This is a genomic window from Hymenobacter humi, from assembly GCF_042665855.1.
Classification (GTDB): Bacteria; Bacteroidota; Bacteroidia; order Cytophagales; family Hymenobacteraceae; genus Hymenobacter; species Hymenobacter humi.
Map to the genome: position 1 here is coordinate 867,513 of NZ_JBHTEK010000001.1, position 22,622 is coordinate 890,134.

Below are 22,622 nucleotides of genomic sequence, written 5' to 3' on the forward strand. Positions count from 1 at the left end.
CGGCCTCACCTGCTGCTTCGCCCTTATGCAAATCCCCGTAATCAACCGCTCGCACCACCCGCTGCCCGAATACCAGACGCCCCACGCCGCCGGCCTCGACCTGCGCGCCAACTTGGAAGTGCCCGTGACGCTCGGGCCGCTGGAGCGAGCCCTGATTCCGACGGGGCTGAGCCTGGAAATTCCGGTGGGCTACGAAGCCCAAATCCGGCCCCGCAGCGGGCTGGCTTACAAGCACGGCATTGGGCTGGTGAACAGCCCCGGCACGATAGACGCCGATTACCGCGGCGAAATCAAGGTGCTGCTGGTGAATTTGTCCAACGAACCTTTTGTGGTGAACGACGGCGAACGCATTGCCCAGCTGATAGTTGCGAAGCACGAAACCATTGCCTGGCAGCCCGCCGAGGCCCTGAGCGAAACCCAACGCGGCGCGGGCGGGTATGGAAGCACGGGCGTAGGGTAGTTTCTTGTTTCTGGTTGCTGGTTTCTTGTTAACTCACGGCCTTAAACCAGAAACCAACAACCAGAAACTAGCAACCAGAAACTAGCAACCATAATGGCCACTATTCGACGGTTTGAGGATTTGACTTGCTGGCAGACGGCCCGCGCGGTAGCGCAGGACGTTTATCGCATTTCCAAAGCTGGCGAAATGGCGCGCGATTTTGGGCTGGTGAATCAAATTCGTCGGGCGGCGGGTTCGGTAATGGATAATATCGCCGAGGGATTTGACCGAGGCAGCCGAGGCGAGTTTGTGCAGTTTTTAGGTTTTGCCAAAGGCTCGGCAGGCGAAGTAAAATCGCAGCTATATCGCGCTTTTGACCAGAATTATCTCGACTCTGCTACTTTCGAAGCGCTATGCGAAAAAGTAGATAATAACAGCCGACTCATAAAAGGAATGCTGACCTATCTCAGTTCTTCCGCAATAAAGGGCGAGCGTTACCAAAGCCTACAAGAACCAGAACCTTTGTATAATACCAATGCATAGGTTTCTGAGCACTCATTAGAACCAGAAACTAGAAACCAGCAACCAGTAACATGAAGATTATCGTACCGATGGCCGGCATGGGCAAACGCATGCGTCCCCACACCCTCACCGTTCCCAAGCCCCTGATTCCGATTGCGGGCAAGCCCATTGTGCAGCGCCTCGTGGAGGACATTGCCAAAGTGTGCGGCGACCAGGTAGAAGAAGTGGCCTTTATCATCGGTCGTTTCGGCGAGGCGGTGGAGAAGAGCCTGGTGAAAATTGCCGAATCGGTAGGCGCCAAGGGCACCATTGTGTACCAGGACGAGCCGCTGGGCACGGCCCACGCTATTCTGTGCGCCAAGGAGTCGCTGAGCGGCCCCGTGGTAGTCGCCTTTGCCGATACGCTGTTCAAGGCAGACTTTACGCTGGACTCTTCCGTGCCCGGCACCATTTGGGTGCAGCAGGTGGAAGACCCCCGGCCGTTTGGTGTGGTGAAGCTCAACGAGCAGGGCCAGATTACCGAGTTTGTGGAAAAGCCCCAGGACTTCGTTTCGGACCTGGCCATCATCGGCATCTATTATTTCCAGGACGGCGAGTACCTGCGCAACGAGCCTGCAGTACCTGCTCGACAACGACATCAAGGACAAGGGCGAGTACCAACTCACCAACGCCCTCGAAAACATGAAGAACAAAGGCACGGTGTTCGTGCCCGGCCGCGTAACCGAGTGGCTGGATTGCGGCAACAAGGACGCCACCGTGTTTACCAACCAGCGCTACCTCGAGTACCTGAAGGAGCGCGGCGAGTCGCTGGTAGCGGCGTCGGCCAAAATCACGAACTCGGTCATTATCGACCCGGTGTACATCGGCGAAAACGCCATCATTACGGATTCGGTGGTGGGCCCGCACGTGTCGCTGGGCGACCACGCCAACGTGCGCGACTCGCGCCTGTCGAATTCCATCGTGCAGCAGTCGGCCTCGGTGCTCAACGCTGTCATCACCAATTCGATGATTGGCAACTTCGCCACCGTGACCGGCACGCCCGACGATTTGAGCCTCGGTGATTATAACCAGCTCCGCGTGTGACATTTTGATACGGAAATGCGTTACAACGACGCGGCCTTCTGCGTAGGGTCGCGTCGTTGGGCATTATTACCCGTAAATTCGTAAGCCGGGCCCAAGGTCCGGTTTTGTTGCGTATGCGTCAAGTTGTTCTTAGTCTGTTGTTTTGGTGGGGGCTGATGGCCTCGGGCTACGCGCAGCCCACCAACGGCGCCGCAACCCCGCCCGCCAAGCTGACCCGCAAAGAGCAGCGGGCGCTGGAAAAGAACAGCGCGCCCTCGACAAGAAGCTGGCCGAGGCCCGGGCCAAGCGGGCCGCCGCGCCGCCCCTTTCGGAGCGCGAGAAAGAACACAGCGAATCCTTGTTTGTGGAGGGCGTGAAGTACGTGCTGCTGGAGGACTACACCAAGGCCCTCGAGCAGCTGCTAAAAGCGTATCACTCAACCCCGACAATGCGGCCATCAACTACAAGATAGCGGAGGCTAACCTGCTGAGCGGCAACCTGCGCGACGCCGTGAACTACGCGGATGCGGCCATTCGCCTGGAGCCCAAGAACGCCTACTACTACCTGCTGCTGGCCGACATTCAGGTGCGGCAGAAGCTTTACGACGGCGCCGCCAAGACCTACGCGGCGCTCATCAAGCAGGTGCCCAACTCGGGCAGCTACCTGTTCAACCTTGCCGACCTGTACTTGGCCCAGAACAAGTTGCCCGAGGCCCTGACCACGCTGGACCTGGCCGAGAAGGAGTTTGGACCGGTCGACGAGGTCTCGTTCAAAAAGCAGCAAATTTACCTCAAGCAGAATAAGCTCGACCTGGCTTTGGCCGAGGGCGAAAAGCTCATCAAGGCCAACCCCAACGAAAGCCGCTACGTGCTGGCCCAGGCTGAGATGTACGCCAGCAACAACCGCCTGCCCGACGCCGCGCGCGTGGCCGAACAGGCCCTGCGCCTTGACGCCGAAAGCCCCCAGGCGCACATGATTCTGGCCGAAGTGTACCGCCAGCAAAACCAGCCCGACAAAGCCGCCGAGCAGCTCAAGCTGGCCTTCGCCAGCCCGGCGCTGGACATCGACGAGCGGGTGCGCATCCTGGTTGGCTACATCAAGCAGCTGCCCAGCCCCAAGGAGTCGGTAAACCAACTGGCCCGGGACCTGGCCGCGGCTACCATCAAAACCTACCCCAAGGAAGCCAAGTCGTATGCCGTGGCCGGCGACATTCAGACGCTGACGGACAAGAAGAAGGACGCCCGCGACACCTACCTGAAGGCTCTGCGCTACGACAACTCCAAGTTTCAAATCTGGCAGCAGGTGGTGCTGATTGACGCCGAACTCAACCAGACCGATTCGCTGCTGGTGCACACCGACCGCGCCCTGGAGCTGTTTCCTAACCAATCGTCGCTGTGGTTCTACAACGGGGTGGCGTATTTGCTCAAAAAGCAGCCCCAGAAGGGGGTGAAAGCCCTGGAGCACGGCCGCAAGCTGGTGGTAAACAACCCCGAGCCTGCTGGGCCAGTTCGACGCGCAACTCGGCGACGCCTACCACGAGATGAAGGACTACGCCAAGTCGGACGCAGCATACGAAGCCGCGCTGGTCAGCGACCCGAATAACGTGCAGGTGCTGAACAATTACAGCTACTTTTTATCGTTGCGGGGCGAAAAGCTCGACAAAGCCAAGCAGATGGCGGGCAAGGTGGTGAAGCAGTTCCCGGATAACGACACCTACCTGGACACCTACGCTTGGGTGCTGTACAAACTAAAAGATTACGCCGGCGCCAAAACCACCCTGGAAAAGGCCCTGCAAACCACCAAAGACGCCTCCGTGATTGAACACTACGGCGATGTGCTCTACCAGCTCGGCGACAAAGACAAAGCCGTGGCCGAATGGCAGCGGGCCCGCAAAGCCGGCGTGGCTTCCAACCTGCTGGAGCGCAAATTGAAAGACCGCAAACTGTATGAATAAAGTGACTTTGCTGCTGGCCCTGGGGCTGCTATTGGGCAGCTGCCACCGCAAAGCGGTGCCCACCGCCTCCACCAACGGCCCCGGCACGTCGGTGGCCGTGGCCGAGCCATCGGTGCGGGCCACCAACACCTCGTTTACCTTCCTGAGCGCCAAGGGCAAGGCGCAAATCACGATGAAGGGCAACAAGCAGGGCGCCAACCTAGCCCTGCGCATGCGCCGCGACAGCATCATCTGGGTGTCGGCCTCGCTGGCGGGCATCGAAGGCGTGCGCGCCGTACTCACGCCCGACTCGGTGCGGGTACTCAACCGAATCGAGCACACCTACTTCACCGGCGGATACGACTACCTGAGCAAGCTGCTGAACGTGCCTGTGAGCTTCGAGCAGATGCAGGCCCTGCTGCTGGGCGACTACCTGCCCGCCCCCACGGGTACCACGCCCACGGTGGCCACCGAAGAGGCCGGCCGCCAGCGCGTAACCTATCCGCTGGCCGACGTGCTGATTGAGCGCCTGCTGCAGGCGGCTACCGGCCGGGTGCAGCAGCTCAAGGTGAGCGACGAAGCCACCAAGCGCAACCTTACCGTGGACTACACCGATTTCCGGCAGCTGGAAGAGCAGGCCGGCTTGCCGTTTGCCCACGCCACCTTCATTCAGGCCCAGCAGGCGGCCTTGGGGGTGATTACGGCGGCCATCAACTACACCAAGGTGAACGCCGGACGCGAGCGGTTGGCGTTTCCCTATACCGTGCCCAAGGGCTATAAGCGCCAGCAATAAGTAGTAGTTTTGAGGGGCGCCCCTTGAACAAGCAGGTAACACGAGTTGGTATGACGGAAAGCATTACGGGGAAACCTACTGCCGGGCTATCCCGCGGGCACAAGTGGCTATTGGGCCTGCTGTGCCTGCTGATTATGTGGGTAGTAACGCCCGCCACCGCCCAGCAGCGCCAGAAAAAGCAGCCGGCCAAAACTACCAAGAGCACCAAAAGCACCGGCACGCGTACCCGCAGCCGCAAGCCCGCTACCCGGACCACCCGCGCCCGCGCCCCCAAAAGCAAAGCCCGGCTCGAGCGCGAGCGGCTGGCCAACCTGCGCCAGATTCAGGAAACCAGCCAGGCGCTGAACCAAACCCAGGAAAAGAAAAAGGTGAGCCTGGGCCAGCTGCACGTCATTAAGGAGAAGCTGACGGAGAAAAAGCAGGTCATTCAGGGTATTTCGACTCAGTTGCAGGGCATCGAAAGCAATGTGCATCAAACCGCCAAGCAGGTGCTGCAAACCCAGCAAACCCTGGGGCAGCTCAAGGCTGAATACGCCCGGCTGCTGTACACGGCCTCGAAAACGGCCAACGGCTTCAACCGGCTCATGTTTTTGTTTGCCTCGGACTCGTTCAACCAGTTTGCGCTGCGCCTGCGCTACATCCGGCAGTACACCGAGGAGCGGCAGCGGCAGGCGGCCCGCATCCTAGGCACGCAGCAGCAGCTTCATCAGCAGCTCACGGGCCTCACGCAGCAGCAGCGCCGCAAAAGCAGCCTGCTCAGTTCCCAGCTCAACGAGAATAAAAACCTGCTGACGCTGAAAACCAAAGAAGACCAGATAGTGCAGCAGCTCAGCCAGCAGGAGCAGGGCCTGCGCCAGGAGCTGGAGGAACGCCGCCGCGCCGTGGTGCGCCTCGACAACCTGATTGCCGAGCGCGTGCGCGAAGAAATTGCCCGCGCCGCCCGGGCTGCCCGCTTAGCGGCCCGCCGCGAAGCGGCATTGGCTGCCGCGGCCGCCGCCCGCCGGGCCGCCGCCCGCAGTACCGCCAGTGGAGCCAGCCCAACGCGCACCCGCCGCGAACCCGAATCCACCGCCAGCAATTCCGATAGCGACAACGCCACCGCCGCGCCCGAGTCGGACGCGCCGGAAACCGCCGCCGAAGCTGCTGCCGACCGCCGGGCCGTGCGCATTGCCCTCACGCCCGAAACGGCGCTGCTCTCGTCGTCTTTCGCCGGCAACCGGGGCCGCCTGCCCTGGCCCGTAAGCCGCGGCTTTATCAGCCAGCGCTTTGGCCGGCATCCGCACCCGGTGCTCAAGAACGTAACCGTCGAAAACCGAGGCATTGACATTCAAACCGGCGCCGGCGAGTCGGTGCGCTCCTGCTTCGACGGCAAGGTGCTCACCATTGCCAACATCGCGGGCATGAACACCATCGTCATGATTCAGCACGGCGACTTCTTCACAGTGTACGCCAAGCTGCGCTCGGTAACGGTGCGCGAAGGCCAGCGGGTGAGCGCGCGCGAAGTCATCGGCACCGTGGCCACCGACACCGAAGGCACGTCGGAAGTGCAGTTTCAGGTGTGGCACAACTCGGCCAACCTGAACCCGCAAACATGGCTGGGTCACCGCTAGGGTAGAAAGAACCCGAAGCGGCTGGGCAAAAAACCCGGGCCAAAGGCGCGGGTCTTTCTGAGCTATGAAAACAAACTTAGCTGTCGGCAGCAGCGGTACTAGCCTGCTGCAACCGATAACCGAATCAAAGGTGGAGTATTACGGGGCTGCAAAACCCTTATCTCGGCGAAAGGACGAATTCGCCCGGCGAATGACTGCTTTGCCTATCTGTAGCGGGGCATAGTTCCGCAAGCACGGACATTAAACCAAGTTCAGCCGCCCAAGCAGCCCAGCCTTGTACGAGCTGCCAATGGGCACCCGCACCGGCGCGTGGGCCAGAGAAGCATCGCGCACGCTGTCGAGCAGCGCCGAATCGGTTTCGATGGCCACGATGCGGTCGAGGCGCACGATGTACTTGCGGTGCACGCGGGCAAAGTCCCGTATCGGCAGCTTGGTTTCCAGGTCTTTCATGGTGCCGTGCACAGTGTAGCACTCCAGCGGCGTGTACAGGTTCACGTAGTCGCCCAGGGCTTCCACGTACTGCAGGTCGGCGGTGGCGATGCGCACCAGGCGCTGGTCTTGCTTGACAAAGATTTCGGTGCGGTTGGTGGCGTACAGCGAATCGCCGCTGTTGTTGGCCATGCGCAGCACTCCTTCGAGCTTCTGGCGCTCGTCTTCAAGCTGCAGGCGGGTGCGGCGCAGCTCCAGGTGCGCCATCACCTGCCGGGCCAGGATGCGCAAGGCTTCGCGCTGGTCTTCGCTGAGCTCGCGCGGCACGGTGTCGAGGGTGCACAGCGTGCCCAGGGCTGGCCTTCGGGGCTGAGCAGCGGGGCGCCGGCGTAGAAGCGAATGTTGGGCTCGCCGGTCACCAGCGGGTTTTCGGCAAAGCGGGAATCGGCGGCGGCGTCGGGCACTTCGTACACGTCGTCGGCCCGCATGGCGTACTGGCAGAAGGCGTGCTCGCGGGGCGTTTCGCGGGCGGCCAGGCCCACTTTGGCCTTAAACCACTGCCGCTCCCCGTCGAGCAGCGAAACCAGCGACATGGGCGTGCCGCAGATAAACGCCGCCAGTTGCGTCAGGTCATTGAATACTTGTTCCGGGTCGGTGTCGAGTATCTGGTAGGTGTGCAGGGCCTCCAGGCGCTCGGGCTCGTTTACTTGCCGCAGGGTGGCGTCGGCCTGGGTAATGCGCTTGGATGGTTTCACAGTGAAAAAGTCGGTAATAAAGTGGCGGGGCCCAATGGCGGTAGAAAAGCCCGCAGTATACAGCGTAACAAAACTAATCCTTCTTCGGATGTGTAGGCAGGGTATCCGGCTCAACGCCAACCTGCCGCCGCCGAACCAGCTCAATTTGCCTGCTAAAGCCCGGCTATATCCGCTAAAACCTTCGCATCGGGTATCTTTGAAACTCCAAACGACCTTCGACCTCGTATATCCTCCTTTATAAACCCAATTGGGCCCCGGCGCCCACCCGCTCATGCTTCATTCCCTGTTCCTCATCGGCAGCTTCGGTACCACCGAAATCCTGCTCATCGTGTTTGTAATCATATTGCTGTTCGGGGCCAAGCGCATTCCCGAGCTGTTCAAAGGCATGGGCCAGGGTGTGCGCGAGTTCAAGGACGCCAGCAAAGTGGCCGAGAACGAGCAGCCCCAGTACCGCGACCAGCCCATGGCTCCGCCGGTGCAGCCGCCCTACAACCAGCAGTACCCCCAGCAGGGCGCGCCGCAGCAAGGCTACCAGCAGCAACAGGGTTACCAGCAGCCCGTGCCGCCGGTGTACAACCCCAACGACCCCACCAACCAGCCGCGCCAGTAAGCGCATTCCAGCATCATGCAAACCCCTTTCATCCTCTTCTTGGGCGATATCGGCGGCTCCGAGCTCATGCTCATCATGGTCGTCATCCTCATTTTCTTTGGGGCCAATAAAATTCCGGAGCTGGCCCGCGGCCTGGGCAAAGGCATCCGCGAGTTCAAGGACGCCAGCACCGAAATTCGCCGCGAGTTCGAGAATGCCGGTCAGCCCACCCCGCCGAACTACGCCCAGCAGCAGCCCAACTACAGCGCCCAGCAGCCCACCACGCCGCTGCCCGCCGCACCCGTAGCCGAGGCCGGCTCGGGCTTCGACCCCTGGGCCGCGCCGGCCACGGCTTCGGTACCTCCGACGGCCGATGCCGACTATTCCTTTGTGCACCCCAACGATGAGCCCGGCCCGCCCGTGGCGCCCACGCTGCCGCCCAACCTGGCGCCCGAAGGCACCCAGCCCCGCCAGCCCTACATCCCGGCATCCCCGACTCCTAACGTATAGTGCCCTTTGGGCCACCTAATCTGCAAACCGTTTGAAGCGTTTTCATTCCTTATCCGAAGTTCGCAACGAGCTGGCGGCGGGCACCACGTCCTGCCGTCACTCGTTGAGTATTACCTGGGCAACATCGAGCGCCAGCAGCACCTCAACGCCTTTCTGGAAGTGTGGCCCGACGAGGCCCGCGCCCAGGCCGACGCCGTAGACGCTAAGCTCGCGGCCGGTACCGCCGGGCCGCTGGCCGGCATGGTCATCGGCATCAAGGACGTGCTGGCCTACGCCGGGCATTCGCTGCAAAGCAGCAGTCTGATGCTCGACGGCTTTAAGTCGCTCTATACCGGTACGGCTGTGCAGCGCCTGCTCGACGCCGACGCCATCATCATCGGCCGCCAGAACTGCGACGAGTTTGCCATGGGCGGCTCCAACGAAACGTCCCACTTTGGCCCCGCCCGCAACGCCGCCGACCCCGACCGGGTGCCTGGCGGCTCGTCGGGTGGCTCGGCCGTGGCCGTGCAGGCCGACATGTGCCTAGCGTCCATCGGCTCCGATACGGGCGGCTCGGTGCGCCAGCCAGCGGCTTTTTGCGGCGTGATTGGGCTGAAGCCGACGTACTCGCGCATTTCGCGCTACGGCCTGGTGGCGTTTGCGTCGTCGTTCGACCAGATTGGGCCCATCACCCGCTCGGTGCAGGACGCCGCGCTGCTTCTGGAAGTAATGGCCGGGCCCGATGGCATGGACAGCACCGCCAGCCAGCGCGAAGTGCCGGCCTACAGCCAGCAGCTTGCGCCAGCCCCGCACTACCGCATCGGCTACATCGCCGATGCTATCGACAGCGAAGGCCTGAACCCGGAAATCAAGTCGGCGCTGGAAACCCAGCTCGATATCCTGCGCGGCCAGGGCCACGTGGTGGAAGCCGTGGAGTTTCCTTACCTGGACTTCATGATTCCGACCTACTACATCCTCACCACGGCCGAAGCCAGCTCCAACCTGGGCCGCTTCGACGGGGTGAAGTACGGCTACCGCGCCCCGGATGCTACCGACCTGGAGTCGCTCTACAAAAAGAGCCGCTCGCAGGGCTTTGGGGCCGAAGTGCAGCGGCGTATCCTGCTCGGCACCTTCGTGCTCAGCGCCAACTACTACGACGCCTACTACACCAAGGCCCAGCGCGTACGCCGCCTGATTAAGGACAAGACCGACGAGCCTGCTGCGCCAGTACGACTTCCTCGTGCTGCCCACCACGCCCACCACGGCCTTCAAAATCGGCGAAAAGCAGGACCCGGTTTCCATGTACCTGGCCGACATTTTCACGGTGCAGGCCTCGCTGGCGGGCGTGCCCGCCATCTCGGTGCCGGTAGGGGAGGACGCCACCGGCCTGCCCATTGGCTTGCAGGTGATGGCCGGCGCTTTCCGCGAAGCCGAACTGCTGGCCTTTGCCAGCGTGCTCACGGAAGAGGTAGTCGCGTAGCAAACAGGCGGGCCCTTAGAGCCTATCCGAATAGGCCGTAAAAATGAAACGTCATGCTGAGCTTATCGAAGCATCTTTACCGCGGAACTAATTGATTTTAGTATTGCGGTAAAGATGCTTCGACAAGCTCAGCATGACGTCCTATTGGGATAGGCCCTTAGTCGTTGCGGTCCGTACCGTTTACCGTAATGACATTGGCCCGGTCGATGGCGATGTCGTACTGGTAGCACGTGCTGATGTCCGTGGTTTTGACGTAGTTGGCATTGTTCACCGTGATGGTAAACGTGACCTGCCCCGGCGCGTAGCTGGCGTAGTCCGACGACGTGCCGGGGTCCACGTTATTGATGTTGATGGTATTGCCGCCCGACGTCTTGACCTGCACGCTGGCCTTTTGGGTGCCGTTGTTGGTAATGCGCGCCCGGGGCTGTTCGCCTTTGCACTTTTTACATCCGCTCGCTGCCACGGTGAAGAAGGCAATGAATAACGCAAATAATAGAAACTTTCCGACTTTCATACGATGACCTTTTTGTAGGTTGGTTCAGTGATTTGGCTCAATAAAAGGGCCATGGCTGGGCGAAAGGTACATCGCATTCCTACACTACAAACTGGTAGGGGTAAATGCGGAGGCGTGGAATTAGGAAAATTCCATGCCGATAGCTAGACGCACTGGAGCCAAATCCGATACCAAGCGATGGCAGGGAAGTGTAATAAACCTTACTAATACGGGATTGCCAGTTGTTGCTGAGGAGCGGAATGTCTTGTCCGCTCTATTATTAGCAGTCACATTTCTCGGGGCTCTATGCCGCTGAGGAATTCCGTTTAAAAGCGGCACAAATGGCTTGGGCATGGCCAGCCGTTCGGGGCTCATTTGGGTAGCCCAACGCGCTTGCTCGACCGTATTTTATGGAAAATTGTAAATAGAACCTATACAAGTTCTTTACCCCTGCTCTATCTTAGTGCTATGAAGCAAGGGATTATGCAAGTGAAAACCATCCGAGGCGGCCGTTTGTGGCTTGCGCTGGTGCTGCCTTGGCTGCTGCTGAAAACGACAGATACCAGGGCCCAGCAAGTGCCTAAGCCCAGCGCTGCGGACCCGATAAACTCCACCATGCCAGCGTTGTTGGCCGACACCGTACAGGTGCGCCTGGAGCTCCAGCCCGATTCGCTGGTGGCCGTGCCCGTAACCCCCGCGGCCATCGATTCGGCCCGGCTGGAGTGGCTGCGCACCCCGCCCACCATGCGCGACCTGGTGTGCGACCGGGTGAGCTGCTTCGAAACCGACGTGCCCCACCAGTTCAACAACTCGGTGATGGCCTACGTGACGCTCTTCACGGCCCGCAACCGCAGCTACCTGCAGCGCGTGCTGGAGCGCGAGAACTTCTACTTCCCCATCTTCGAGAAATACCTGGCCCAGTACAACCTGCCGCTTGATTTGAAGTACCTGGCCGTGGTGGAGTCGGCGCTGATTCCGACGGCCAAGTCGCCGGTGGGCGCCACCGGCCTGTGGCAGTTCATGGGCCCCACGGCCGGCGACCTGCGCCTGAAGCGCGATGAGTGGATAGACGAGCGCATGCACCCCGAAAAAGCCACCGAGGCGGCCTGCAAGCACTTGCGCTACCTCTACGGCGTCTTTCACGATTGGGAACTGGTGCTGGCAGCCTACAACTGGGGCGCCGGCAGCGTGCAGCGCGTGATGCGCCGCACCGGCAAGAAAACCTTCTGGGACCTGTATCCCCACATGCCCGCCGAGACGCGCAACTACGTGCCCACGTTTACGGCCATCATGTACAGCATGAAGTACGCCGAGTCCCACGGCCTGCGCACCGACAAGTTGAGCTACCAATACGCCGAGCCCATGGACACGCTGGGCCTGCGGGGCCAGGCCTTCGACCTGCGGCGCCTGAGCCAGGCCTGCGGCTACGAAGATTCCCTGTACCTCACCCGCTTCAACCCCGAGATGCGCCGGGCCGGGCTGCCGGCGGGCTACCGGCCGTACGTGGTGCGCTACCCGGCCGCCGCGGCCGTGCACCTGGGCGATGTCGACCGGGCCACGCTGCTGGAGTATTGCCAGCCCACCGCCGCGCTGCCGCAGCCGCTGCCCATGCTGCCGCCGCGCCTCGAAGGAGTTGAGCCGTGGGAGAACCGGCAGCTGCTGGCCGCCACCGAAGGACCCCGGGCCCGAGAGGAAGCCACTGCTCCGCGTTTCCGGCGGGTGCCCCACAAGGTGCGCCGGGGCGAAACCCTGGCCAGCATTGCCGAGCGGTTTGAGGTGAGCCCGGCTCAACTGCGCCGCTGGAACGAGCTGCCCAAAGGCCGTTCGCTCAAGCCGGGCAAGCAGCCTGGTAATATTCGTGCCCGTGCCCGCTGCTGCTCCCGCCAAGTCGATGGCTCCCACGCCGGAGGCAATTGCCGTGGCTCCACGTCCGGTTCGCGCGCCCATTTCTCCCGAAGTAGCGGAGGCTCGGCGCGCGCAGGACGAGGCCAACGCCCGCGAAGTAGCGCGGCTAAAGGAAGTGGCGCGCCAGGAAAAAGCGCAGGAAATCCGATTGGTTGCTATCCGGCAGCGCCAAGCCATCCAGCAAGCTGCGGCCGAGGCCCAGGCCCGCGTGGCCGCCCGCCGGCTGGCCCAGACCCAGGCGGCCGAAGCCAGGCTGAGCGCTGCGAAAGCAGCCGCCACGCCAGAGGAGGAAGTTGCCGTCGAATCGGCGCCAAGCGCAGCGCAAGAAGCAGCGGCTCCTTACACGGTGCGCCGGGGCGAAAACCTCACCAAGCTGGCTCGGGCGCATAACGTGAGCGTGGCTCAACTGGTAGCCTGGAACAACCTGGATTCTGAAACGGTAGTGGCCGGTCAACGCCTGGTTTTCACTGAGCCGGCCGCTACGGAAGCTGCTCCGGAGGTTCCGCGCAAATCGACCAAAGCCATTTCAAACACGATGACCTCTTCCGCGTCGCGTTCCACGCTCGACAAGCGAATTGGGCCGGCTAAGGTGCATTTGGTGCAGCCCGGCGATACCTTGTTCAACATCTCGCGTCGCTTCGGCGTGAGTGTGAAGGAACTGCGCGAAGTGAACCACCTGACATCCGACGAGGTGAAGCTGGGACAGAAGCTGTTGGTGCCGCAGAGCTAGGCGGAGGGAAACTCTTTAGCAGCCTCTATAAAACCCGCTCCTTAGTTTGATGACCTTGTCGCTGGCGGCTTGCTCGACAAAACAACCTGCCGTACACCGCCCCGTGCCCGCCCGGCGCGGGGCGGTTGTGCTTACGGCCGGCGCGGTGGTTCAAGGCCCTCACGCCCAACTGGCTTGCCATGCGGAAAGCTGTTCCAGTAGAGGCTCTTGCTGCTTGGCAGTAAGCCAGGTGCAAAATAAACGGCGCCTTGCTGAGCATTTCGCGCTAATTTCGCCAATACGGCCGCGCTATAGGCGGGGCCGTTTCTTCCTCTGATTACGCCGATGCTGAAAATAAACAAACAGGACGCCCTCAATTACCACTCCCAGGAGCCGGCGGGCAAGCTGGAAGTGGTGCCCACCAAGCCCATGAGCACCCAGGCTCGATTTGGCACTGGCGTACTCGCCGGGCGTGGCCGAGCCGTGCAAGGAAATTGCCGCCAACCCCGACGACGTGTACAAGTACACCGCCAAGGGCAACCTGGTGGCCGTGATAACGAACGGCACCGCCGTGCTGGGTTTGGGCAACATCGGCCCCTCGGCCAGCAAGCCGGTGATGGAAGGCAAGGGCGTGCTGTTCAAAAAGTTTGCCGGTCTCGACTGCTTCGATATTGAGATTGATGCCAACGACCCCGACGAGTTTATCCGCATCGTGAAGTCGTTGGAGCCGACGTTCGGCGGCATTAACCTGGAGGACATCAAGGCCCCGGAGTGCTTCCGCATCGAAACCGAGCTACGGGAGAAGATGAACATCCCGCTGATGCACGACGACCAGCACGGCACGGCCATCATTTCCTCGGCGGCGCTGCTCAACGCGCTGGAAGTGGTGGTGAAGCGCATCGACCAGATTAAGATGGTGGTGAGCGGCGCGGGCGCGGCGGCCATTTCGTGCCTGCGCCTGTACGTGGCGCTGGGCCTGAATAAGGACAACGTGGTGGTGTTCGACAAGGACGGCATCATCAACCACGCCCGCACCGACCTCGACCCGCTGCAAATGCAGTTTGCTACTTCGCGTGACATCACCACGCTGGCCGAAGCCATGGAAGGCGCCGACGTCTTCATTGGCCTCTCGGCGGCCAAGGTGCTGCCCCCGGGCTGCTGCTGCGCATGGCCGACAGCCCCATCGTCTTTGCCCTGGCCAACCCTGAGCCCGAAATCAGCTACGAGCCTGGCCACCAGCACCCGCGGCGACCTGATTATGGCCACCGGCCGCTCCGACCACCCCAACCAGGTGAACAACGTGCTGGGCTTCCCCTACATTTTCCGGGGCGCCATGGACGTGCGCGCCACCGAAATCAACGAGGCGATGAAGCTGGCCGCGGTGCGAGCCCTGGCCGAGTTGAGCAAGGAGCCCGTGCCCGAGATGGTGAACAAAGCCTACGGCGACAACACCCTGTCGTTCGGGCGCAATTACCTGATTCCTAAGCCGCTCGACCCGCGCCTCATCACCACCATCAGCCCGGCCGTGGCCCGGGCAGCCATGGAAAGCGGCGTGGCACGCCTGCCCATCGAGGACTGGAATGCCTACGAAGACCAGCTCCGCGCCCGCCTGGGCGTGAACCAGAAGCTGATGAACCGCATCACCTCGGCGGCCAAGGCCAACCCCAAGCGGGTGGTGTTTGCCGAGGCCGACAACTACAAGATTCTCAAAGCCGCCCAGATTTTGCACGATGAAGGCATTTGCAAGCCCATTTTGCTGGGCCCGCAGGACAAGATTGAAGCCATTGCCAGGGCCAATAGCCTGGATTTGGAGGGCTGCGAAATCATCAACATCCTCAAGCAGGACGACAAGCGCAACGAGTACGCGGCCATCCTGTACAAGAAGCGCCAGCGCCGCGGCATGACCCTCTACGAAGGCCGCCGCCTGATGCGCGAGCGCAACTACTACGCCGCCATGATGGTGGAAACCGGCGAAGCCGACGCCTGCATCACCGGCCTCACTAAGGACTACGGCAAGAGCATCATCCCCTCGCTGCAGGTCATTGGCACCGAGGAAGGCGTGCGGCGCGTGGCGTCGATGTACATCATTCAGCACAAGAAGGGGCCGTACTTCTTTGCCGATACCACGGTGAACATCAACCCCACGGCCGAGGAGATGGTCGAGATTATCGGCCTCACGGCCCGGGCGGTGCGCTTTTTCGACACCGAGCCGCGCATGGCTGTCATCAGCTACTCCAACTTTGGCTCGAACGCCGGGGTGCTGCCCGAGAAAACCCGTCGCGCCACCGAGCTGGCCAAGGCCCGCTTCCCCGACCTGCTCATCGACGGCGAAATGCAGGCCAACGTGGCCCTGAGCCCCAGCCTGCTACAGGAACACTACGACTTCAGCCCCTGGCCGAAAAGGGCGCTAACACTCTGATTTTCCCGAACGTAGAGTCCGGCAACATTGCCTATAAGGTGCTGCAGGAAATCGGCGGGGCCGAGGTAATCGGGCCGGTGCTCATGGGCATGCGCAAGCCGGTGCACATCCTACGCCTGGGCGCCTCCGTGCGCGACATCGTGAACATGACGGCCATTGCCGTGGTCGACGCGCAGCTGGGCAGCAAGGCGCTGTAAAGCCGCTTTTAGGAGCAGGCGTGACGCCGGGCACCGCACAACCTTGCGGCGCCCGGCGTCCCGTTTTTTCGGCGGCTGCTTTGTTGGGCAACATCCTTATTTTGCCCAAATTCTTTGGCTAAAAAGCCAGTATTTTTGGGAAATAAAAGCCCGGCCCTGGTGTTGGGTAGTCACAGAAGCGTTTCTTTCGTTTATCCTTTCCGCACCCTATGATTGCCTACCTCGACGGTAAACTTGCTTACAAAGACGCCACCCAGGCCATTGTCGACATTCTGGGCGTGGGCTACGAGGTCCGCATTTCGCTGGCCACGTATTCCAAGCTGCCGGCCGAAGGCGCGGCTACCAAAATATATACTTATCAGCACATTAAGGAAGACGGGCAGACGCTCTACGGCTTTCTCGACCCCAGCGAAAAGGCGCTGTTTATGCTGCTGATTTCGGTGTCGGGCATTGGGCCGGGCACGGGCATTGTGATGGTGAGCAGCATGAGCGTGGGCGAAATCCGCGAAGCCATTGTGAACGAAAACGTGCGGGCCATCCAGAGCATTAAGGGCGTGGGTCCCAAGACGGCCCAACGTGTGATACTGGAGCTAAAAGACAAGCTGCGCAAGGACGAATTGCTGGCCAAAGCCGGCGTAGACACCGTGCCCCTGGCCCGCCAGCACAATACCCGCCGCTCAGAAGCGTTGCAGGCTTTGGTTACTTTGGGCTTCGCCCGGGCCGCCGCCGAAAAGCTTCTGGACCAGATTCAGCACAAGCACGGCAGTGAACTGAGCGTAGAGGAATTGATTAAATTTGCTTTGAAGTCGCATTAAGTCTGGGCACCCCGACGGGCTTGCTACTTTATTGAATTGCCGTGCCTGGCGCGGGCCAAATGGCTCGCGCCTTTATTCACCTATCCTGCTTGAAATTCGGTCAGAAATTACTCCCTGCGTCGGTCGTTACGGTCGCTTCCTTGCTAACGTGGTGGGCCCAGGCTACACCGGTGGCCGGCTCGCGCCTGAGCGGGGCGTGGCGGCGGGCAAGCCACGTGCTGGCCTCTGACACCCCCGAGCCGGTGGGTGCGGTGGCCGACACCTCGCGGAAGTACAAGCCCAGCCGGCGCCCGCGGGTGAGGACCCAGGACCGGCCCGGCACCCTCTTTGGCCCGCGCCGGCGCGAGTCGCCGCTGATACTGCCGCTGCCCAGCAACGTCAAGCTGAACGTCACGGTCGACGACAGCCTCAAGCAGGTCGACGTCAAGGAAAAAGTGGGCGCCGACATCGACTACCGCGACCCGAGCGTGCTCACCTACAAGGAGTACGAGGCGTATCAGGAGCGCGAGGCCATCCGCAATTATTACCGGCAGAAGGCCAAGGGCGGCATCGCCGGGCCCGACGCGGCCGCGGGCACGCCGCAGGCCCAGCGCCTCATCCCCAAAATCTACCTCGGGCCCATTGCCAACCGCATTTTTGGCGGCAGCTATGTCGACATTCGGCCCGCGGGCTCGGTGGCGCTCAAGTTTGGCGGACGGTTCAACAAGAACGAAAACCCGGCCCTGACCCTGCGCCAGCAGCGGGTCGGCGATTTTATTTTTGAGCAGAACCTCAACGTCAACCTGACGGGGGCCATTGGCACCAAACTCAAGCTGGTGTTCAACTACGACACCAAGGCCTCGTTCGACTTCGACAACCAGATGAAGTTCGACTACGCGGGGGAGGAGACCGACATCATCCAGAAGCTGGACCTGGGCAACGTGAGCTTGCCGCTGACCAACTCGCTGGTGCAGGGCGGGCAAAACCTGTTCGGCATCAAGACCCAGCCTGCAGTTTGGCAAGCTGGGCGTGACGGCCGTGGCCGCCACCGTGCGCGGCACCGCCGATGAGGTGCGCATCCAGAACGGCGCCCAGAGCCGGCAGTACGAAATCAAGGCCAGCCAGTACGAGCGGGACCGGCACTTCTTCCTGTCGCAGTTCTTCCGCGACCGCTACGACCAGGCCCTGCGCAACCTGCCCACTATCCAGAGCGGCGTGACCATCACCCGGCTGGAAGTGTACGTCACGAACGACAACCGCACCACCGAAAACCTGCGCAATGTGGTGACGCTGACCGACCTGGCCGAGCCCCTGCGCCTCTACCAGCAGCAGTACCAGAGCCAGCCCAACGCCAGCCCCCAAACCCCGGCCGGCAACGACGCCAACTCGCTCTACACCACGCTGCTGCGCGGCGGTGCCCCGGCCCGCGACAACCTGGGCGTGGACGTGTTTCTGCAGGACGGGCAGCGCCTGAGCAAAAACGTAGACTTTGAGCGGGTGCGGGCCCGCAAGCTCGACTCGCGCGAGTACACCTACAACGCGCAGTTGGGCTACATTTCGCTGAATACCGCCCTGCTGCCCGACCAGGTGCTGGGCGTGAGCTACCAGTACCTCTACAACGGCAAGACCTACCAGGTGGGCGAAACCCAGGACGAGTACGGCACCCGGCAGCCCGACGAAGTGGTGTTTCTGAAGATGCTGCGGGCCAGCAACCCCGGCGTGGGCGTGGCCGACCCCAGCAAAAACCCGAAAAACCTGAACCTGCTCACGCGCAACACGCCGACCTGGGATTTGATGATGAAAAACATCTATCCCCTGAACGCCTCGCAGCTGCAGCGCGACAACTTCCAGCTGCAAATCATTTACAAAGACGACGAGACCGGGGTTGACCTGATTTCGCTGAAGGAAGGCGCCAAAATCGCCAACCGCCCGCTGATTGAGGTGCTCAACCTCGACCACGTGAACGCGAACAACGACCGCAACCCGGACGGCAACTTCGACTTCTTTCCCGGCGTGACCATCGACCCGGAATTGGGCCGGATTATCTTCCCCAATGTTGAGCCGTTCGGCTCGTACCTGCGCACGCAGTTCGACCCCAGCGAAACGGGCCTGATTGACAAGTACGTGTATTCGGAGCTGTACAACCAGACCCAGAGCGACGCCCAGCAGCGGCAGGAAAAGGACAAGTTCTTCCTGCGCGGGCGCTTCCAGGGCGGGGCCGGCTCCGACGAAATCAGCCTGCCGGGCATCGGCATTGCCCAGGCTCGGTGCGGGTGCGGTCGGGCTCCACGCTGCTCACTGAAGGCGTCGATTACCAGGTGTTTTACGACCAGGCCAAGGTGAAAATCCTCAACCCGGCCTACCTGAATTCGGCCAACGAGCCTGCGGGTGGAGTTTGAGAAAAATGCCCTGGTGCAGGTGCAGCCGCGCCGGCTGGTGGGCGTGCGCCTCGACTACCGGCTCAATAAGGACGTGAACATCGGCGGTACCGCGCTGCACCTGCTCGAGAACCAGGCGCCGGGCATCAACCGGGTGAACATCGGCGACGAGCCGGGCAACAACACCATTGTGGGGCTGGACGGCAGCATCCGCAAAGACAGCCGGGTGCTGACCAAGTACCTCGACATGCTGCCGTTTATCTCCACCAAGGAGATTTCGACCGTGGCCTTCAGCGGCGAGTTTGCCAAGCTGCTGCCGGGCCGCTCGCGGCTGGGCAACGGCGAAAACGGCGTGTCGTACATCGACGACTTCGAGAACGCCCGCACGCCCTACACCCTGGGCGGGCTGGCCTCTATTCCGGCGTGGCGCCTGGCTGCCACGCCGCTGCCCGTCCAGGGCAGCAACGCCGTAGGGCTGCCCTACAACTACCAGCGCGCCAAGCTGGCCTGGTACACCGTGGACCAGAGCTACTACACCGGCGGCCCCAACGTGCCGAACAACATCGGGGCCGGTGACCTGGCCAACCACTACACCCGCGGCATCAAGCGCGACGAGGTGTTCCCGAACAAGGACCTGGGCGCCACCGGCAACGGCTACGAGTACACCTTCGACATGGCGTACTTCCCCAGCGAGCGGGGCCCCTACAACTACAACCCCCGCATCGACGCCTCGGGCCAGAAGTTTACCGGCGCCGAGCGGCCCGAGGATAAGTTTGGCGGCATCAGCCGGGCCATCACCTTCGACACCGACTTCGACAACGCCAACATCGAGTACCTGGAGTTTTGGATGATGGACCCATTTCTGGGCGGCGAGCGCGGCCGGGTGAACGATTCGCAGAACCCCGGCACCAACAACACCACCGGCGGCGACCTGCTCATCAACCTCGGCAACGTGAGCGAAGACGTGCTGAAGGACAACAACCAGCACGAGTTCGAGAACGGCCTGCCCGTGCCCGGCACCGACACCACGGGCCTGTCGCGCCGCACGGTGTGGGGCCAGGTCACGCGCCAGCAGTTCCTTACCGATGCCTTCAACGCGGCCCCGGGCGCCCGGCAGGCCCAGGACGTGGGCCTCGACGGCCTGAACGACAACAACGAGAAGACCCAGAACTACGGGGCACAATACAGCGCCCTGCCCGACCCCTCGGGCGACAACTTCCGCCACCACCTCGACCCGGCCTACGACCAGGGCAACACCAACCTGCTGGGCCGCTACAAAAACTACAACGGCTACGAGAACAACTCGCCCGAAAACAGCCAGCTCAGCTCAACCGCCTACCCCGACAAAGAAGACCTGAACCGCGACAACGTGGTGCAGGAAGTGGAGCGCTATTACGAGTACAAAATCTCGATGAAGCCCGGCGCACTCCAGGTAGGCCAGAACTTCATCATCGACAAGGTGACCAACAAGGACCAGCGCACCAACGGCGACGAGGTGACGTGGTACCAGTTCCGCATTCCGATTCGGGAGGGCTACACCGTGCGCGGGGCCACGCAGGAATTTGGGTTCAAATCCATTCGCTTTCTGCGGATGTACATGACCGGCTGGCAGCAGCCGGTAGTGCTGCGCCTGGTGCAGCCGCAGTTTGTGGCCAACCAGTGGCGCCGCTTTCTCTACCGCATCGTGGATACCCGCCAGGGCACCCAGCCGCCCGTGGGCCAGCTCACCGACGCCGACGCCTTCAGCATCTCGACCGTGAGCGTGGAAGAAAACGGCCTGGCGGTGGCCAGCGGCCCGGGCAAAATCCCGTACGTGTCGCCGCCCGGCATCCTGCGCGACAAGGAGTACGGCAGCAGCAGCACCTCGCGCCTGCAGAACGAGCAAAGCCTGCGCCTGTCGGTAACGAACCTGCGCGACGGCTACGCCAAGGCCGCGTACAAGAATTTGAGCATCAACATGCTGCGCTATAAGCGCCTGCGCCTGTTCCTGCACGGCGACAGCGAAGACCCCAACCTGAGCAATACCGACGTACAGGCCTTCCTGCGCATCGGCACCGACTACACCCAGAACTACTACCAGTACTCGCTGCCGCTGAACCTGACCCGGGCCAACGAAACCAACCCCGAGCGGGTGTGGCCGCTGGAAAACCGCATCGACGTTTCGTTCCAGGATTTCATCGACGCCAAATCGGAGCGCAACAAGCGCACCCCGGTTAATTACCTGGTGCCGTACACCAAGCGGCTGCCCAACGGCGCCACCATCACGGTGGTCGGCAACCCCGACTTTTCGGCGGTACAGGGCGTGATGCTCGGCATCCTGAACCCCACGGCCGATGCTACCAACGGCAACACCAGCGCCATTTCTGCCAACCTCTGGGCCGACGAATTCCGGGTGTTTGACTTTGAGCAGCAGGCCGGCTACGCAGCCACGGCCCGGCTCAATGTGAAGATGGCCGACGTGGCCAACCTCACGGCCACCGGCAGCTTCACGAGCGTGGGTTTTGGCGGCTTGCAGGACAAGGTGCAGCAGCGCTCCATCGACGACGCCTTCCGCGGCGACGTGCAGGCCACCGTGGCCGCCGACAAGTTCCTGCCCGAGCAGCCTGCAGCTGCGGGTGCCCGTGCTGCTGCAGCTCGGCCACGAGCGTCGCGCGCCGCTCTACGACCCCCTCGACCCCGACACCAAGCTCAAGCAAAGCCTGGAGAAGTTCACCAACGACCAGGGCGAAACGAACGCCGCCGCCCAGGCCGAGTACCGCAAGAAGGTGCTCGACCAGACCACTAGCCGGAGCGTGTCGGTGCTGAACGTGCGCAAGGAGCGCGGCCCCGGCAAGCCCGGCGCACCGCCCACCACCCCCAAGCCCTGGGACGTGGAAAACCTGGCGTTGAGCTACTCGCTCACCGACCGCTTACACACCGACATCCGCACCGACCGCGACTACACCAAGTCGTACACGGCCGCCGTGGCCTACGTGTACCAAACCACGCCCAAGAACTATTCGCTCAGCAAGGTAAAGGCCCTGGACAACCCGTATCTGAATATTTTCCAGGAGCTCAACTTCACGCCCCTGCCCTCGCGCTTCTCGTTCCGCACCGACCTGGACCGGCGCTACAACGAGCGGTTCCTGCAGCGCATTCTGGAGCCGGGTACCCTGCCAAGCACCAACGGCATTGCGCCCGTGATTCAGAAGTCGTTCTTCATCAGCCGCATCTACGACCTTAAATGGGACCTGACCAAAAGCCTGATTTTCGACTACACCGCCACCAACCGCGGCGTGGTAGACGAGGGCCGCGGCCGCACCATCGGGGTGAGCGACGAGGCCATCCGCAACCGCTCCCTGCTGCGCGACAACCTGGTGCGCGGCGGCCGCACCACCAATTTCAACCAGGTGGCGGCGCTCACCTACCGGCTGCCGCTGGACAAGTTTCCGCTCACCGACTGGCTGAGCGCCGACACCCGCTACTCGGCCGGCTACACCTGGCAGGCCGCGTCGGCGTCGTTGCGCGCCCCGCTCAACCCCGTGCCCACCGGCGACGAAGCCCGCGACACGGCCACCTACGAGCCTGCGGCTGGGCAACACCATTCAGAACAACCGCGAGCCTGAGCGCCAACGGCCGCATCGACC

17 protein-coding genes and 4 pseudogenes are annotated in these 22,622 nt (G+C 62.1%); 18 read left to right on the forward strand and 3 right to left on the reverse strand.

Features of this window, described 5'->3' with window-relative positions; all coding sequences use genetic code 11:
* Positions 1-25 precede the first annotated feature (25 nt).
* The 8 genes and pseudogenes from dut to ACFQT0_RS04990 all read left to right on the forward strand — a co-directional run bounded on the left by dut (position 26) and on the right by ACFQT0_RS04990 (position 6,359).
* Entirely contained in the window at positions 26-460 is a 435-nt protein-coding gene (gene dut / locus ACFQT0_RS04955) for a dUTP diphosphatase (RefSeq protein WP_380200875.1), read from the forward strand.
* Between the two features lie 93 nt (positions 461-553).
* Complete coding sequence (locus ACFQT0_RS04960; protein WP_380200877.1) at positions 554-982, forward strand: four helix bundle protein; 429 nt, start codon at positions 554-556, stop codon at positions 980-982.
* 50 nt (positions 983-1,032) lie between these two features.
* A pseudogene (locus ACFQT0_RS04965) lies at positions 1,033-2,044 on the forward strand (sugar phosphate nucleotidyltransferase).
* 142 nt (positions 2,045-2,186) lie between these two features.
* Positions 2,187-2,495 carry a hypothetical protein gene (locus ACFQT0_RS04970; protein WP_380200878.1) on the forward strand — a complete coding sequence of 103 codons (309 nt, stop codon included), beginning with the start codon at positions 2,187-2,189 and terminating at the stop codon, positions 2,493-2,495.
* Positions 2,496-2,533: 38 nt separating this feature from the next.
* Positions 2,534-3,625 (forward strand): tetratricopeptide repeat protein, encoded by a 1,092-nt coding sequence (locus ACFQT0_RS04975; protein ID WP_380200880.1) that lies wholly within the window; start codon positions 2,534-2,536, stop codon positions 3,623-3,625.
* Positions 3,564-3,977 carry a tetratricopeptide repeat protein gene (locus tag ACFQT0_RS04980; protein ID WP_380200881.1) on the forward strand — a complete coding sequence of 138 codons (414 nt, stop codon included), beginning with the start codon at positions 3,564-3,566 and terminating at the stop codon, positions 3,975-3,977. The genes ACFQT0_RS04975 and ACFQT0_RS04980 overlap by 62 nt, the downstream gene beginning before the upstream one ends.
* Positions 3,970-4,749: a DUF4292 domain-containing protein gene (locus tag ACFQT0_RS04985; protein WP_380200883.1), complete on the forward strand. Its 780-nt coding sequence runs from the start codon at positions 3,970-3,972 to the stop codon at positions 4,747-4,749. Before ACFQT0_RS04980 ends, ACFQT0_RS04985 begins: the two co-directional genes overlap by 8 nt.
* Positions 4,750-4,883: 134 nt before the next feature.
* Positions 4,884-6,359, forward strand: coding sequence for a murein hydrolase activator EnvC family protein (locus tag ACFQT0_RS04990; protein ID WP_380200885.1), 1,476 nt, complete (start codon positions 4,884-4,886; stop codon positions 6,357-6,359).
* A 240-nt stretch (positions 6,360-6,599) separates the two neighbouring features.
* Here ACFQT0_RS04990 and ACFQT0_RS04995 read toward each other — a convergent pair whose 3' ends face one another.
* Both ACFQT0_RS04995 and ACFQT0_RS05000 read right to left on the reverse strand, forming a co-directional pair.
* A complete protein-coding gene (locus ACFQT0_RS04995; protein WP_380200887.1) occupies positions 6,600-7,115 on the reverse strand; it encodes a LytR/AlgR family response regulator transcription factor in 516 nt (171 codons plus the stop codon).
* The gene (locus tag ACFQT0_RS05000) at positions 7,055-7,543 is read right to left on the reverse strand and encodes a GAF domain-containing protein (RefSeq protein ID WP_380200889.1); all 489 of its coding nucleotides are present in this window, start codon (positions 7,541-7,543) and stop codon (positions 7,055-7,057) included. Before ACFQT0_RS05000 ends, ACFQT0_RS04995 begins: the two co-directional genes overlap by 61 nt.
* A gap of 271 nt (positions 7,544-7,814) precedes the next feature.
* Here ACFQT0_RS05000 and ACFQT0_RS05005 point away from each other — a divergent pair, with 271 nt between their 5' ends.
* The 3 genes and pseudogenes from ACFQT0_RS05005 to gatA all read left to right on the forward strand — a co-directional run bounded on the left by ACFQT0_RS05005 (position 7,815) and on the right by gatA (position 10,101).
* Complete coding sequence (locus ACFQT0_RS05005; RefSeq protein ID WP_380200891.1) at positions 7,815-8,153, forward strand: Sec-independent protein translocase subunit TatA/TatB; 339 nt, start codon at positions 7,815-7,817, stop codon at positions 8,151-8,153.
* Positions 8,154-8,168: 15 nt separating this feature from the next.
* Positions 8,169-8,642: a Sec-independent protein translocase subunit TatA/TatB gene (gene tatA / locus ACFQT0_RS05010; RefSeq protein ID WP_380200893.1), complete on the forward strand. Its 474-nt coding sequence runs from the start codon at positions 8,169-8,171 to the stop codon at positions 8,640-8,642.
* A gap of 31 nt (positions 8,643-8,673) precedes the next feature.
* A pseudogene (gene gatA / locus ACFQT0_RS05015) lies at positions 8,674-10,101 on the forward strand (Asp-tRNA(Asn)/Glu-tRNA(Gln) amidotransferase subunit GatA).
* Between the two features lie 157 nt (positions 10,102-10,258).
* On the opposite strand, the gene ACFQT0_RS05020 reads toward gatA, so the two are convergent.
* Positions 10,259-10,564, reverse strand: coding sequence for a hypothetical protein (locus tag ACFQT0_RS05020; protein ID WP_380200896.1), 306 nt, complete (start codon positions 10,562-10,564; stop codon positions 10,259-10,261).
* Positions 10,565-11,062: 498 nt separating this feature from the next.
* Here ACFQT0_RS05020 and ACFQT0_RS05025 point away from each other — a divergent pair, with 498 nt between their 5' ends.
* The 7 genes and pseudogenes from ACFQT0_RS05025 to ACFQT0_RS05055 all read left to right on the forward strand — a co-directional run bounded on the left by ACFQT0_RS05025 (position 11,063) and on the right by ACFQT0_RS05055 (position 22,601).
* Positions 11,063-12,889 (forward strand): lytic transglycosylase domain-containing protein, encoded by a 1,827-nt coding sequence (locus ACFQT0_RS05025; RefSeq protein ID WP_380200898.1) that lies wholly within the window; start codon positions 11,063-11,065, stop codon positions 12,887-12,889.
* A complete protein-coding gene (locus tag ACFQT0_RS05030; protein WP_380200900.1) occupies positions 12,846-13,229 on the forward strand; it encodes a LysM peptidoglycan-binding domain-containing protein in 384 nt (127 codons plus the stop codon). Before ACFQT0_RS05025 ends, ACFQT0_RS05030 begins: the two co-directional genes overlap by 44 nt.
* 324 nt (positions 13,230-13,553) lie before the next feature.
* Positions 13,554-15,824 (forward strand): annotated as a pseudogene (locus ACFQT0_RS05035) (NADP-dependent malic enzyme).
* A gap of 209 nt (positions 15,825-16,033) precedes the next feature.
* Entirely contained in the window at positions 16,034-16,639 is a 606-nt protein-coding gene (ruvA, locus tag ACFQT0_RS05040; protein ID WP_380200902.1) for a Holliday junction branch migration protein RuvA, read from the forward strand.
* A gap of 140 nt (positions 16,640-16,779) precedes the next feature.
* Positions 16,780-17,688 carry a T9SS outer membrane translocon Sov/SprA gene (gene sov / locus ACFQT0_RS05045; protein ID WP_380200905.1) on the forward strand — a complete coding sequence of 303 codons (909 nt, stop codon included), beginning with the start codon at positions 16,780-16,782 and terminating at the stop codon, positions 17,686-17,688.
* Positions 17,669-21,538: pseudogene (gene sov, locus ACFQT0_RS05050) on the forward strand (T9SS outer membrane translocon Sov/SprA); the annotation flags it as partial. The gene sov (ACFQT0_RS05045) and the pseudogene sov (ACFQT0_RS05050), both read left to right, overlap by 20 nt.
* Before the next feature lie 79 nt (positions 21,539-21,617).
* Positions 21,618-22,601 (forward strand): hypothetical protein, encoded by a 984-nt coding sequence (locus tag ACFQT0_RS05055; protein WP_380200907.1) that lies wholly within the window; start codon positions 21,618-21,620, stop codon positions 22,599-22,601.
* The last annotated feature ends 21 nt before the right edge of the window (positions 22,602-22,622 follow it).

Excerpts from the sequence above, each read along its gene's own strand:
- tatA (WP_380200893.1), top strand. The coding sequence starts at position 8,169 with ATGCAAACCCCTTTCATCCTCTTCTTGGGCGATATCGGCGGCTCCGAG.
- ACFQT0_RS04980 (WP_380200881.1), top strand. The coding sequence starts at position 3,564 with ATGAAGGACTACGCCAAGTCGGACGCAGCATACGAAGCCGCGCTGGTC.
- dut (WP_380200875.1), top strand. The coding sequence starts at position 26 with ATGCAAATCCCCGTAATCAACCGCTCGCACCACCCGCTGCCCGAATAC.
- ACFQT0_RS04985 (WP_380200883.1), top strand. The coding sequence starts at position 3,970 with ATGAATAAAGTGACTTTGCTGCTGGCCCTGGGGCTGCTATTGGGCAGC.
- ACFQT0_RS05005 (WP_380200891.1), top strand. The coding sequence starts at position 7,815 with ATGCTTCATTCCCTGTTCCTCATCGGCAGCTTCGGTACCACCGAAATC.
- ruvA (WP_380200902.1), top strand. The coding sequence starts at position 16,034 with ATGATTGCCTACCTCGACGGTAAACTTGCTTACAAAGACGCCACCCAG.
- ACFQT0_RS04990 (WP_380200885.1), top strand. The coding sequence starts at position 4,884 with ATGTGGGTAGTAACGCCCGCCACCGCCCAGCAGCGCCAGAAAAAGCAG.
- ACFQT0_RS05025 (WP_380200898.1), top strand. The coding sequence starts at position 11,063 with ATGAAGCAAGGGATTATGCAAGTGAAAACCATCCGAGGCGGCCGTTTG.
- ACFQT0_RS04960 (WP_380200877.1), top strand. The coding sequence starts at position 554 with ATGGCCACTATTCGACGGTTTGAGGATTTGACTTGCTGGCAGACGGCC.